The organism is Melaminivora alkalimesophila, from assembly GCF_000282995.1.
GTDB classification, from domain to species: Bacteria; Pseudomonadota; Gammaproteobacteria; order Burkholderiales; family Burkholderiaceae_C; genus Melaminivora; species Melaminivora alkalimesophila.
This window is the reverse complement of record NZ_ALEE01000567.1, coordinates 1-13347: the sequence shown is the minus strand read 5'-3', so window position 1 is coordinate 13347 and position 13347 is coordinate 1. Positions and strand designations below refer to the sequence as shown.

7 protein-coding genes are annotated in these 13347 nt (G+C 70.9%); all 7 read right to left on the bottom strand.

Annotated features, from left to right (window positions below; all coding sequences use genetic code 11):
- Nucleotides 1-41 precede the first annotated feature (41 nt).
- On the bottom strand, nt 42-1241 hold the full coding sequence (locus A612_RS11120) for an acetyl-CoA C-acyltransferase (RefSeq protein WP_019374556.1): 1200 nt from the start codon (nt 1239-1241) through the stop codon (nt 42-44).
- A 54-nt stretch (nt 1242-1295) separates the two neighbouring features.
- Nucleotides 1296-3413: a 3-hydroxyacyl-CoA dehydrogenase NAD-binding domain-containing protein gene (locus tag A612_RS11115; protein ID WP_019374555.1), complete on the bottom strand. Its 2118-nt coding sequence runs from the start codon at nt 3411-3413 to the stop codon at nt 1296-1298.
- 81 nt (nt 3414-3494) lie between these two features.
- Nucleotides 3495-5000, bottom strand: a complete 1506-nt coding sequence (locus A612_RS11110) for a tripartite tricarboxylate transporter permease (protein WP_019374554.1) — start codon at nt 4998-5000, stop codon at nt 3495-3497.
- A 24-nt stretch (nt 5001-5024) separates the two neighbouring features.
- Nucleotides 5025-5492 carry a tripartite tricarboxylate transporter TctB family protein gene (locus tag A612_RS11105; protein ID WP_019374553.1) on the bottom strand — a complete coding sequence of 156 codons (468 nt, stop codon included), beginning with the start codon at nt 5490-5492 and terminating at the stop codon, nt 5025-5027.
- Between the two features lie 122 nt (nt 5493-5614).
- Complete coding sequence (gene htpX / locus A612_RS11100; RefSeq protein WP_019374552.1) at nt 5615-6484, bottom strand: protease HtpX; 870 nt, start codon at nt 6482-6484, stop codon at nt 5615-5617.
- A gap of 216 nt (nt 6485-6700) precedes the next feature.
- On the bottom strand, nt 6701-7750 hold the full coding sequence (gene pyrC / locus A612_RS11095; protein ID WP_019374551.1) for a dihydroorotase: 1050 nt from the start codon (nt 7748-7750) through the stop codon (nt 6701-6703).
- A gap of 222 nt (nt 7751-7972) precedes the next feature.
- On the bottom strand, nt 7973-13347 hold a 5375-nt coding region (locus A612_RS11090; RefSeq protein WP_019374550.1), incomplete at its 5' end, for an excinuclease ABC subunit UvrA.

The following is a 13347-nucleotide window of genomic DNA, read 5'->3' as shown; positions in this document are numbered from 1 at the left end:
GGCGGCGCGGTCCTGCGGCAGCTGCCCGTCTTGGCCCGCCATCACAGGATCTCGAACAGACCGGCTGCGCCCATGCCGCCGCCGACGCACATGGTCACCACGCCCCACTGCACACGCTCGCCGCGCTGCCTGCGGCGTCGGCCCTCCAGCAGGAGGTGCCCCGCCAGGCGCGCGCCGGTCATGCCGAAGGGGTGGCCGATCGAGATCGCGCCGCCGTTGACGTTCAGCCGCTCCATGGGGATGCCGAGCTTGCGCTGGCAATACAGCGCCTGCGAGGCGAAGGCCTCGTTCAGTTCCCACAGGTCGATGTCCTGCACTTTGAGGCCTGCGCGCTCGAGCAGGCGCGGCACGGCAAAGACCGGGCCGATGCCCATCTCGTCGGGCTCGCAGCCGGCCACCGCAAAGCCGCGAAACGCGCCCAGCGGCTCAAGGCCCCGGCGCTCGGCCTCCCTGGCCTCCATGACCACGCAGGCACTGGCGCCGTCGGACAGCTGCGAGGCGTTGCCGGCGGTGACGAACCGCCCCGGGCCCTTGACCGGCGCGAGCTGGGCCAGGCCCTCCAGGGTGGTGGAAGGCCGGTTGCAGTTGTCCATGGTGGCCACGGCCTCGCGGTAGGTAACCTCGCCGGTCTCCTTGTTCTTTTCCATCATGCGCGTGGTGCAGGCGACGATCTCGTCATCGAACACGCCCGACGCTTGCGCCGCCGCCGTGCGCTGCTGGCTTTGCAGGGCAAAGGCGTCCTGGTCCTCGCGCGAGATGCCGTAGCGCTCGGCCACCACGTCGGCCGTGTCGATCATCTCCATGAAGAGTTCGGGCTTGTGCTCGAGCAGCCAGGGATCGAGGTGCGCGGTGCCGCTGCGGCCGGCCGGGTTCATCAGCGAGATGCTTTCCACGCCGCCGGCCACCAGCGCCGGCACGCCTTCCAGCACCACGCGGCCGGCAGCGATGGCGATCGCCTGGAGGCCCGAGGCGCAGAAGCGGTTGACCACGCAACCACCCACCGCCACCGGCAGGCCGGCGCGCAGCGCGGTCTGGCGGCCGATGTTGCGCCCGGTGGTGCCCTCGGGATAGCCACAGCCCCAGACCAGGTCCTCGATCAGGTGCGGATCGACGCCCGCGCGCTCCACGGCGGCGCGCACGGCAAAGGCACCCAGCTCCGGCCCGGGCGTGGCGTTGAATTCGCCGCGGTGCGCCTTGGTCAGTGGCGTGCGGGCGGTGGAGACGATGACGGCTTCGCGCATGAACCGAACCCTTCGTGGTGGCAGTGTGGAACGTCGGGGATGCTACACGGCGCTTCAGGCCGGGCGGTTCAGGCTCTCGAAATCGCGCCCTTCGGCGACCAGTCTTTCCAGCAGCGGCGCGGGCCGCCAGAACTGCGGGTCTTCCTTGGCGAACTCGCGAATGTCGGCCAGCACTCTGTCCAGACCCTGCATGTCGGCCCACTTCATCGGCCCCCCGCGCCAGCGCGGAAAGCCGTAGCCGAACAGGAAGGTGGCGTCAATGTCCAGCGGGCGCAGGGCAATGCCTTCCTCCAGCACGCGCGCGCCCTCGTTGACCATGGCCGCCATGTAGCGGCGCAGGATCTCGTCCTGCGTGAAGCGGCGCGGCGTGATGCCCTTCTTCGCACGCTCGGCATCGGCGATGGCCAGCACCTCGGGGTCTTCTTGGCCGATGCGCGCGCCCTGCGGATACCGGTACCAGCCGCGCCCGCTCTTCTGGCCGAACCAGCCGCGCTCGGCGATGCGGTCGGCGATTTCCACGTAGCGCGCCTTGGGGTCGCGCGTTGCCGCCTGGCGCTTGCGCGTGGCCCAGCCGATGTCGCCGCCGGCGAGGTCCGAAACCTGGAACGGGCCCATGGGGTAGCCAAAGGCGCGCACAGCAGCGTCGATTTCGTAGGGGCTCGCGCCGTCCTCCAGCATGTGGTTGGCGGCCTCGCGGTAGACGGCCAGGATGCGGTTGCCGATGAAGCCGTCGCACACGCCGGCGCGCACCGGCACCTTCTTCAGGCGCCGGGCCAGCTCGAAGGCGGTGGCCACCACGTCGGGCGCGGTCCTGGCCGCGACCACGATCTCCAGCAGCCGCATGATGTGGGCGGGGCTGAAGAAATGCAGGCCGATCACGTCCTGCGGGCGCCGGGTTTCGGCGGCAATCGCGTCGATGTCCAGGTAGGAGGTGTTGGTGGCCAGTACGCAGCCCCTTCTGCACACCCGGTCGAGCTCGCGGAACACGGCCTTCTTGATGTCCAGGTCCTCGAACACCGCCTCGATCACCAAGTCGACATCGGCGACAGCGTCGTACGACGTGTCGGGCGTGAAGCGCGCCAGAGTGGCGGCCTTGGCCTCGGCCGTCAGGCGGCCCTTGGCGATCAGGGCGTCGTAGACCTTTTCGACATTGGCCTGGCCGCGGGCGATGGACTCCTGGTCGCGCTCGATCATGGTCACCGCTAGGCCCGCGTCCAGCGCCGCCACCGCGATGCCGGCGCCCATGGTGCCGCCACCGATGACGGCCAGCCTGGCCAGCGGGCGCGGCGAGGCGGCGCGGGCCTCGGGAATCTTGGCGGTCTCGCGCTCGGCGAAGAAGGCGTGGACCAGGGCTTCGCGCTGCGGGCTGTTCAGGCACTCCACGAACAGCTCGCGCTCGCGCCGCAGGCCTTCCTCGAAGGGCAGCTCGAGCGCCGCACGCACGCATTCGATGATTCGCGCCGGCGAGAACAGACCGCGCGCCTTGCTGGCTGTGTCGGCGGCGAGTTGGTCGAGCTGCGCCGGCGCGGTGGCCGCGTCGGGAATCGGCAGGTCGCGGGTGCGCCGCGGCCTGGCGCCGCTGGCCAGCAGTTCCCGCGCACAGGCCAGGCCTGCTGCCGTGGGGTCCTCGCCCTCGACCAGCCGGTCCACCAGGCCCGCCTCCAGCGCCGCCCTGGCCGAGAGTTGCTGGCCCGAGAGCATCAGCTCGGCCGCGGCCTGCGCACCCATCAGGCGCGGTGCACGCTGCGTTCCGCCCGCGCCCGGCAGCAGGCCCAGGTGGACCTCGGGCAGGCCCAGTCTGGCACCGGCCAGGGCCACCCGGTGGTGCGCCGCCATGGCCACCTCCAGCCCCCCGCCCAGCGCCGGCCCCTGGATGGCGGCGATCACCGGCTTGTCCAGCAGCTCCATGCGATGGAGGACCTCGGGCAGCGACGGCGGCTGCGGGGGCTTGCCGAACTCGCGGATGTCGGCGCCGGCGATGAAGGCCCTGCCGACGCCCACCAGCAACACGGCGCGCACGGCGCAATCGCTCTCGGCCCGCTCGACGGCCTTGAGCAGGCCGGCGCGCACCGCCTGCGACAGCGCGTTGACGGGTGGGTGGTCGATGCACACCACCAGCACCTCGTCCTCGAGGCGCAGGTGGACGGGTTGCGTGTCAGGGGCCTGGCTCATGGCCGCTTCCTCCAAGCAGGTGCTGCGTCAGGGATGCCACCCGACCGGCCGGCCCCGCGCCCGGCAGGACGGGCGGCGCGCTCAGGCAGCCACGGTCTTCAGGGTGCGCGCGCCGCGCAACCGCCGTATTGCCACGTAGAGCAACATCAGGATGGTCGCCCCCATGAACACACCGCTCAGGGGACGGGTGAAGAACACGCTCATGTCGCCGCGCGACAGCAGCAGGGCGCGGCGGAAGTTCTCCTCCACCATCGGCCCCAGCACGAAGCCCAGCAGCAGCGGCGCCGGCGGGAAACCCAGCGCCGCGAACAGGTAGCCCACCACCCCCAGCGCCAACACCACACCGACGTCGAACAGGTTGTTGTTGCCGCTGTAGACCCCGACGGCGATCAGGAACATGATCGCCGGGTAGATCAGCCGGTACGGCACCGACAGCAGCTTCACCCACATGCCGATCAGCGGGATGTTCAGGATCATCAGCATCACGTTGCCGATCCAGAAGCTCACCAGCAGGCCCCAGAACATCGCCGGGTGCTCGACCATCATCTGCGGGCCGGGGATGATGTTGTGGATCATCAGCGCGCCGAGCATCAGCGCCATGACGGCGTCGCCCGGGATGCCCAGTGTCAGCGTCGGGATGAAGGCGGTGATGGCCGCCGAGCTGTTGGCCGATTCGGGGCCGGAGACGCCCTGCATGGCCCCATGGCCGAAGCGCTCAGGCGTGCGCGAGACCTTCTTTTCCACCGCGTAGGACATGAAGGACGCCATGGTCCCGCCGGCCCCCGGCAGGATGCCCAGCGCCGAGCCGATCACCGCGCCGCGCCCAATGGCGCCCATCGACTCCCGGATCTCGCCCTTGCCCGGGCGCACCGTGCTGCCGCGGATCTTGTCGCTGGCCACCAGCGTGCCCGAGCCCATGAAGCCGGCGTTGGCCAGCACGTCCTTGATGCCGAAGAAGCCCATGGCCAGCGCCACCAGCGACAGGCCGTCCATCAGTTCCGGCACGTCGAAGGTGAAGCGCGCCACGCCGCTGTTCACGTCCGTGCCGACCACCCCCATGGCCAGCCCGAGGAAGATCGCGGCGATGCCCTTGAGGGGTGAGCCGCTGGTCAGCGACGCCGCCGCCAGCAGGCCCATCAGCATCAGCGCGAAATACTCGGCCGGGCCGAACAGGAAAGCCATGTCCACCAGCATCGGGCTGAAGAACATCATCAGCACGATGCCGAAGCACACTCCCAGGAAGGAGGCGAACATGGCCATGAAGATGGCTTGGCCGCCCCGGCCCTGGTGCGCCAGCGGGTGGCCGTCCACGCAGACGATGGCGTGCGAGGCCGTGCCGGGCAGGTTCAGCAGGATGGAGGTGGTGGCGCCGCCGAAGCTCGCGCCGTAATAAAGCCCGGCCAGCATCACCAGCGCCCCGGTCGGGTCCAGGCCGTAGGTGATCGGCAGCAGCATGGAGATGGCCGCCAGCGGGCCGATGCCCGGCAGCACGCCGATCAGGTTGCCCAGCAGCACGCCGATGAAGGCGTACAGCAGGTTGTGCATGGAAAACGCCGTCGCGGCGCCCAGGGCGAGGTTCTCGAGCATGGGGTGGTGTCCCGGCGGTGGGCCTCAGCCCCAGGTGAACAGGGGAAACTGCAGCTGCATTCCGTAATGGAACACCGCCACCGCAAAGGCCGCGACCCCGACGGCGAGCCAGAAGCAGGCCTTGACGGAGTTGTTGTGGTCGCCCAGCGCCGAGACGAAGACCAGCGCGAAGGTGGCCGGCACCAGCCCGCCCCAGCGCCCCAGCACGATGAACAGCACCATGCCGGCGACGATCGCGCCCCAGGGGCGCAGGTGCGGGCGCACGATGTCGGCCAGGCTGCGGTCCTGGCTGTCCGCCAGGACCTCGTCGGGCGAGTCGGGCGTGACCGCGATCAGCAGGCCCAGGGCGACCATGGCGGCGCCCAGCAGGAGGGGAAAGTAGCCCGGGCCCATGCGGGCCAGGGAGCCGGTTTCATATTCCAGGCTGGCGACGGCCGTGCCCAGGCCGATCAGCGCCAGCAGGCCGCCCGAGAGGTACTTGTGTTTCAACATGGGATCTTTCTGTGCTGCGCCCGCGCGGTAGCGTGCGCAGCGGGAAGATCCATTCTGCGGGGGCGGCGATTTTTGACAATACGCTGAATTACTGACAGCCCCGGGCCCGGACGGCCCGCCGCTCAGGCGGCCTGCAGGGCCGCCACGCGCTCCTCGATCGGCGGGTGCGAGGAAAACAGCTTGCCGATGCCGCCGGTGATGCCCAGGGCCTGCAGGCTCTTGGGCATCTCGCCCGGCTGCATGCCGCCCAGGCGGTACAGCGCATTGATCATGGGCTGCTTGCGGCCCATCAGCTGCGCCGCGCCGGCGTCCGCACGGAATTCGCGCTGGCGCGAGAACCAGGCGACGATGATCGCGGCCAGGAAGCCCAGCAGGATGTCCAGCACGATGGTCGTGACCATGTAGCCGATGCCCGGGCCGGAGCTGCTTTCGTCGTTGCGGCGCAGGAAGCCGTCCACGACGTAGCCGATGGCGCGCGAGAGGAACACCACGAAGGTGTTCATCACGCCCTGGATCAGTGCCATGGTCACCATGTCGCCGTTGGCCACGTGCGCCACTTCGTGGGCGATCACGGCCTCGACCTCCTCGCGCGTCATGCCTTGGAGCAAGCCGGTGGAGACCGCCACCAAGGCCGAGTTCTTGAATGCGCCGGTGGCAAAGGCGTTGGGCGCGCCCTCGTAGATCCCCACCTCGGGCATGGCCACGCCGGCCTGCTCGGAGAAGCGGCGCACGGTGTCGACGATCCAGGCCTCGTCCTGGTTGCGCGGCGCGTTGATCAGCGTCACGCCCATGCTCATCTTGGCGATCGGCTTGCTCATCAGCAGCGAGATGATGGCGCCGCCGAAGCCCATGACGAAGGCGAAGCCGAGCAACGCCCCAAGGTTCAGGCCGTTGGCTGTCAGGTAGCGGTTCACGCCCAGCAGGCTGGAGACGATGCCCAGCACCACCACCACGGCCAGGTTGGTCATCAGGAAAAGCGCAATGCGTTTCATCGGGAAAGAAGCTCCACGTCGGAAGGAATTCGTGCCCTGGCCGTCTGGCCGCGGGCTGTTGCCCATATCGGGGACGCCACCGGCAGTTCAAGCCCGCCCGCCGCGCCCGCGCAAGGCGCGCCATCATAGGGGCCGCGATGCGCGCGGTGGGGCCGCGCGGCCGATGGGCCCAGGCCGCGCACCGGATTGCCCGCCCGCGGACCGCGCTCGGGCCGCTCAGGCCACGACGCGCCAGGCCAAGGCCTCGCCGGCCGCCAGCGGCTTGAGCGCGGCCTCGCCGAAGGGGTAGCTCTCGGGCGGCGTCCAGCTCTCGCGGCGCAGCGTCACCGTGCCTCGGTTGCGCGGCAGGCCATAGAAATCGGCGCCATGGAAGCTGGCAAAGCCCTCCAGCCTGTCGAGCGCGCCGGCCGCCTCGAAGGCCTGGGCGTACAGCTCCAGCGCCGCGTGCGCCGTGTAGCAGCCGGCACAGCCGCTGGCGTGCTCCTTGAGGTGGGCCGGATGCGGTGCGCTGTCGGTGCCCAGGAAGAATTTCGGACTGCCGCCGGTGGCCGCCCGCACCAGCGCCTGGCGGTGCGTCTCGCGCTTGAGCACCGGCAAGCAATACCAGTGCGGTCGGATGCCGCCGGTGAAGATGGCATTGCGGTTGTAGAGCAGGTGGTGCGCCGTGATGGTGGCGGCCGTGTGCTCGCCCGCCTCGGCCACGTACTGCGCCGCCTCGCGCGTCGTGATGTGCTCGAAGACGATCTTCAGGCCGGGAAAATCGCGGCGCAGCGGGATCAGCTGGCGCTCGATGAACACCGCCTCGCGGTCGAACAGGTCGATCTCCGCGTCCGTCACCTCGCCGTGCACCAGCAGCAGCATGCCGGCCTTCTGCATGGCCTCCAGCACGGGGGCGATCTTGCGCAGGTCGGTCACGCCCGCGTCGCTGTTGGTGGTGGCGCCCGCCGGGTAGAGCTTGGCGGCCACGATTCCGGCCGCCCTGGCGCGCGCGATCTCTCCGGGCGGCAGGTTGTCGGTCAGGTAGAGCGTCATCAGGGGCTCGAAGTCCACCCCTTCGGGCACGGCAGCCAGGATGCGCTCCCGGTACGCCAGCGCTTGCTCGGTACGCGTCACCGGCGGGCGCAGGTTCGGCATGATGATGGCGCGCGCGAACTGCGCGGCGGTGTGGGGCACCACGGTGGCCAGCGGCGCGCCGTCGCGCACGTGCAGGTGCCAGTCGTCCGGGCGGGTGAGGGTCAGGGTCTGGGCGGTGGAGGCATTCGTCATGGACGGCGATTTTCCCATTCCCACAAGAAAAATCCCCGGCTGCCGCGAGGCAGCCGGGGCAAACCCCGGGAAGGGGCGAGGGGTAAGGGTTGGCAGGGCCGCGTGCACAGGAGGCAGCGACCACCCGTCAATGCCCTCCAAGCATAGGCAGCTCCCGGCCGGCGCCTGTGCGCCTTGGGCCCTCCCTGGTGTAGGAAGGCGCCGGCAATTTCACCTCCCCGCTCAGCTGCGCGCCAGCACCGGCGCGAGCGCTACCCCGGTGTGCGTGCCCAGGCGCACGACTTCCTCGGGCGTGGCCGCGGCGACGATGCGCCCGCCCCCGACCCCGCCCTCCGGGCCGAGGTCGATGATCCAGTCGGCCTCGGCAACCACGTCCAGATCGTGCTCGATGACCAGCACGCTGTGGCCGCCGTCCACCAGCCGGTGCAGCACCTGGATCAGCCGCGCCACGTCCGCCATGTGCAGTCCCACGGTGGGCTCGTCCAGCACGTACAGCGTGTGCGGCGCCTTCTGGCCGCGCCGGCCGACCTCGTCGCGCACCTTGCTGAGCTCCGTCACCAGCTTGATGCGCTGCGCCTCGCCGCCCGAGAGCGTGGGCGAAGGCTGGCCGAGCGTCAGGTAGCCCAGGCCCACGTCCTTGAGCAGCTGCAACGGGTGCGCGACGGCGGGCATGCTGGCGAAGAACTCCACCGCCTCGTCCACCTCCATCTGCAGCACATCGCCGATGTTCTTGCCGCGCCAGGTCACGGCCAGCGTCTCGGGGTTGAAGCGCGCCCCGCGGCAGACCTCGCAGGGGACCTTCACGTCCGGCAGGAAGCTCATCCCGATGGTGCGCATGCCCTGGCCCTCGCAGGCCGGGCAGCGGCCCTCGCCGGTGTTGAAGGAAAAGCGCCCCGGCCCGTAGCCGCGCGCCTTCGCCTCCAGCGTCTCGGCAAACAGCTTGCGGATCGTGTCCCAGAAGCCAATGTAGGTGGCGGGGCAGGAGCGCGGCGTCTTGCCGATGGGCGTCTGGTCCACTTCCAGCACGCGGTCCACGCCCTCGAAACCCGACAGGCCGGTGCAGCCCACCAGCGGCGGCGCCTTGCCTTCCAGGTCCATGGCCTCGCGTCCGGCGCGGGTGGCGCGCTGGCCGACCCAGGCTGCCACGTTGGTCAACAGCACGTCGCGCGCCAACGTGGACTTGCCCGAGCCCGACACCCCCGTGATGGCGACCAGGCGCTGGAGGGGCACGCGCGCCGTCACGTCCTGCAGGTTGTGCAGGAAGGCGCCGTGCACCGTGAGCCAGGCGGGCGGCGCGGCCCCATCGGCGGCAGGCACGGCCGGCACCTGTGTCTGCGCTGCCCCTGCCGGGGCGCCGCGCTTCTTGCGTGCCTTCTTCGCGGGCGCGGCGGGCGGCGGCTCCGAACCCGCCGCCGTCTCCGGCAACACCGGCCGGCGCGACTTGAGCGGGTGGCGCATGGCGTGCAGCAGGTAGCGCCCGGTCTGCGACTGCGGCGCCGCCTCCAGGTCGGCCACGCTGCCCTCGGCCACCAGCCGGCCACCGCGCGTGCCGGCGCCCGGGCCGATGTCGATCAGGTGCTCCGCCCGGCGGATGGTCTCCTCGTCGTGTTCCACCACCACCAGCGTGTTGCCCTTGTCGCCCAGCTGCTGCAGCGCGTTCAGCAAGATGCCGTTGTCGCGCGCGTGCAGGCCGATGGTCGGCTCGTCCAGCACGTAGCACACGCCCTGCAGGTTGCTGCCCAGCTGCGCCGCCAGGCGGATGCGCTGCGCCTCGCCGCCCGACAGCGTGGGCGCGCCCCGGTCCAGCGTCAGGTAGGACAGCCCCACTTCCTCGAGAAAGTCCAGCCGGCCCTCGATCTCCGGGATCAGGTCGCGCGCAATCTCCGCCTCGCGCCCCGACAGCTCCAGCCCGGCGATCCAGGCGCGCACCTCCGACACCGACAGGCGCGCCACCTCCGTGATGGCGCGCCCGGCAAAGCGCACCGCGCGCGCCACCGGGTTGAGCCGCGTGCCGGCGCAGGCCGGGCAGGCGGCCTCCGCCAGGTCTTCCACCTCGGGCTCGGCAAAGCTCTGCTCGCGCCCGCGGTGGTCGCGCGCCGCGGCTGGCGAGTCGTCCAGCACCGCCCGTTGCGCGCGCGTGAGCTGCACGCCGGTGCCCACGCACTCCGGGCACCAGCCGTGCTTGCTGTTGTAGGAGAACAGGCGCGGGTCCAGCTCGGCATAGCTGGTGGCACAGACCGGGCAGGCGCGCCGCGTGGAGAACACCTGCACCTCGCCGATGCCCGCGGTGGGCAGGCCCTGCTCCAGGGCGTCCTGCAGCCCGTCGATGCCGGTCAGCACGTGCACCACGCCCTTGCCCAGCTCCAGCGCGCGCGACAGGTGGGCGCGCAGCGCCTGCTCGTCGTCCGCCGACACTTCCAGGCTGGCCACCGGCAGCTCGATGGTGTGCTCCCGGAAGCGGTCCAGGCGCGGAAAACCCGTGGTCGGCAGGAACTCGCCGTCCACGCGCAGGTGCGTGTGGCCGCGCGGCCGGGCCCAGTCGGCCAGCTCGGTGTAGAGACCCTTGCGGTTCACGACCAGCGGCGCCAACAGGCCGATGGGTTGGCCGCGGTAGCTCCCGAGCAGCTGGGCGGCGATGCTCTCGGCGGTCTGCGGCTCCACCTTCGCGCCGTCGTGCACGCAATGCTGCACCCCCAGCTTGACGTACAACAGGCGCAGGTAGTGCCAGACCTCCGTCACCGTGCCCACCGTGCTCTTGCGGCCGCCGCGCGACAGGCGCTGCTCGATGGCGACCGTCGGCGGGATGCCATAGACCGCATCCACCTCGGGCCGGCCGGCCGGCTGCACGATCGAGCGCGCATAGGCGTTGAGCGACTCCAGGTAACGGCGCTGGCCCTCGTTGAACAGGATGTCGAAGGCCAGCGTGGACTTGCCCGAGCCCGACACCCCGGTGATGACGTTGAACTTGCCGCGCGGGATGGCGACGCTCAGGTGCTGCAGGTTGTGCTCGCGGGCATTGACGATCTCGATGGCCTCGCCCGCGGCCCGCTCCGCCGCGGCGCGCACCGGGGCCGGCGCCCGCGCCGCTGCTTCGCGCACCGCGTGCCCGCCCTCGCCCAGCACCTCCTCGTACTCGCGCAGCGCCGCCGCCGTGTGCGAGCGCGGATGCAGGCGCAGCTCCTCGGGCGGCCCCTCGGCCACCAGCTCGCCGCCGGCATCCCCGCCGTCCGGGCCCAGGTCGATGACCCAGTCGCTGGCACGCACCACGTCCAGGTTGTGCTCGATCAGCACCAGCGAATGGCCGGCATCGAGCAGCTTGCGCAGCGCCCGCATCAGCTTGGCGATATCGTCGAAGTGCAGGCCGGTGGTCGGCTCGTCGAACAGGAACAGCGTGCCCTTTCTGGCCAGCGGCTGGCGCGACTTGGACGCGCTGCGCGCCGCCTCGGCCAGGAAGCCGGCGAGTTTCAGGCGCTGCGCCTCGCCGCCCGACAGTGTCGGCACCGGCTGGCCCAGGCGCACATAGTCCAGCCCGACATCGACGATGGGCTGCAGGGCGCGGATGACCTCACGGTCGGCGCCAAAGACCTGCGCCGCCTCGGCCACCGTCAGGGCCAGGACGTCGGCCACGCTCAGCAGCCGCCCGCCGCGCTCGATGCGCACTTCCAGGATTTCGGGCCGGTAGCGCTGGCCGTCGCAGTCCGGGCAGCGCAGGTACACGTCCGACAGGAACTGCATCTCCACGTGCTCGAAGCCCGAGCCGCCGCAGGTCGGGCAGCGCCCGTCGCCCGAGTTGAAGCTGAACTTGGGCGCGGTGTAGCCGCGCTCGCGCGACAGCGGGGCATTGGCGAAGATGGCGCGGATGGCGTCCCAGGCGCCGACGTAGCTCACCGGGTTGGAGCGCGCCGTCTTGCCAATGGGCGATTGATCGACGAACACCACGTCTGCCAGGTGGTCGGCGCCCAGCAGGCGGTCGTGTGCGCCGGGTGTCTCGGTAGCGCGACCAAAGTGGCGCAAGAGCGCCGGGGCCAGCACGTCCTGGATCAGCGTGGACTTGCCCGAGCCGGAGACGCCGGTCACCGTGACCAGGCGCTGCAGCGGGAAGTCCACGCTGAGGTCTTTCAGGTTGTGGGCGCGCGCGCCCTCCAGGATCAGGCGCGGCGTGGCCTCGGTGACCAGCCGCTTGATGCCGGCGCTGACCTGGCGGCGCCCGCCCAGGTACTGGCCGGTGAGCGTGTCGGCGTGGCGCAGCGCGTCCACCGTGCCATCGAAGACGATGCGCCCGCCCTGCTCGCCCGGGCCGGGGCCGAAGTCCAGCACCCGGTCGGCGGTCAGCATCACGGCCGGGTCATGCTCGACCACGACCAGCGTGTTGCCGGCATCGCGCAGGCGCAGCATGGCCTGGGTGATGCGGTGCATGTCGTGCGGGTGCAGGCCGATGCTGGGCTCGTCCAGCACGAACAGCGTATTGACCAGCGAAGTGCCCAGGGCCGTGGTCAGGTTGATGCGCTGCACCTCGCCGCCGGACAGGGTGCGGCTTTGCCGATCCAGCGTCAGATAGCCCAGGCCGGCGTCGGTCAGGTAGCGCAGCCGGGTCTGGATTTCTTCCAGGATCAGGCGCAGGGCCTGGGCGTCGGCGCTGTCCCGTGCGATTCCCTCTCCCTCTGGTAGAGGGTGGGGGTGAGGGCCGGCTGGCGGGGTGGCACAAGCCTGCGCCTCGACCAGCGCAAAGAAGCGCCGCAGCCGCTCGATGGGCAGCAGCATCAAATCGTGCAGGCACAGGCCCGGCAGGGCTTCGAGCTGGGCGCGTGTCCAGGCCACGCCCTGCGGCAGGAAGCGCTGCGCGGGCGGCAGCACGGCGTCGGCAGCCGCCTTGCTGCCCACGCGCCACAGCAGGCTGTCCAGCTTCAGCCGCGCGCCGGCGCAGGTCGGGCACGGGGTGTAGCTGCGGTACTTGGACAGCAGCACCCGGATATGCATCTTGTAGGCCTTGCTCTCCAGATACTCGAAGAAGCGCCGCACGCCATACCACTGCCGGCTCCAGTTGCCGGCCTTGAAGTCGGGCGCGCCGTCGATGACCCACTGGCGCTGCGCCTCGGTCAGCTTGTACCAGGGCGTGTCGCGCGGGATGCCGGCGGCCTCGGCATGGCGCAGCAGGTCGTCCTGGTTCTCCTTCCAGGCCGGGGTCTGCAAGGTCTTGATGGCCCCGGCGCGCAAGGTCAGGCGCTCGTCGGGCACGACCAGGCCCCAGTCCACGCCGATGATGCGGCCAAAGCCCCGGCAGGTCTCGCAGGCGCCAGCGGGCGAGTTGAAGCTGAACATGGACGGGATGGGTTCAGCGTAGCGCAGATCGCTCTCGGGGCAGTGCAGGCCGGTGGAGAACTTCCAGACCTGGGTGCCGCCCCCCTCTTGCGCCGGCAGCACATGCACGGCCAGGCGGCCAGCGCCCCGGTGCAACGCGGCCTCGATGGCTTCGAGCACGCGGGCGCGCTCGGCCCCCTGGATGCGAAAGCGGTCGGCCACCACGTCCAGCAGCTTCTTCGGGCCAGCCGGCGTGGCGATTTCGCGCTCGGCCTGCACGCGCGTGTAGCCGCTGGGGG

Bases quoted from the DNA above. Each gene is read 5' to 3' on its own strand.
- pyrC (WP_019374551.1), bottom strand. From the start codon at position 7,750: ATGACGAATGCCTCCACCGCCCAGACCCTGACCCTCACCCGCCCGGAC.
- A612_RS11110 (WP_019374554.1), bottom strand. From the start codon at position 5,000: ATGCTCGAGAACCTCGCCCTGGGCGCCGCGACGGCGTTTTCCATGCAC.
- A612_RS11115 (WP_019374555.1), bottom strand. From the start codon at position 3,413: ATGAGCCAGGCCCCTGACACGCAACCCGTCCACCTGCGCCTCGAGGAC.
- htpX (WP_019374552.1), bottom strand. From the start codon at position 6,484: ATGAAACGCATTGCGCTTTTCCTGATGACCAACCTGGCCGTGGTGGTG.
- A612_RS11105 (WP_019374553.1), bottom strand. From the start codon at position 5,492: ATGTTGAAACACAAGTACCTCTCGGGCGGCCTGCTGGCGCTGATCGGC.
- A612_RS11120 (WP_019374556.1), bottom strand. From the start codon at position 1,241: ATGCGCGAAGCCGTCATCGTCTCCACCGCCCGCACGCCACTGACCAAG.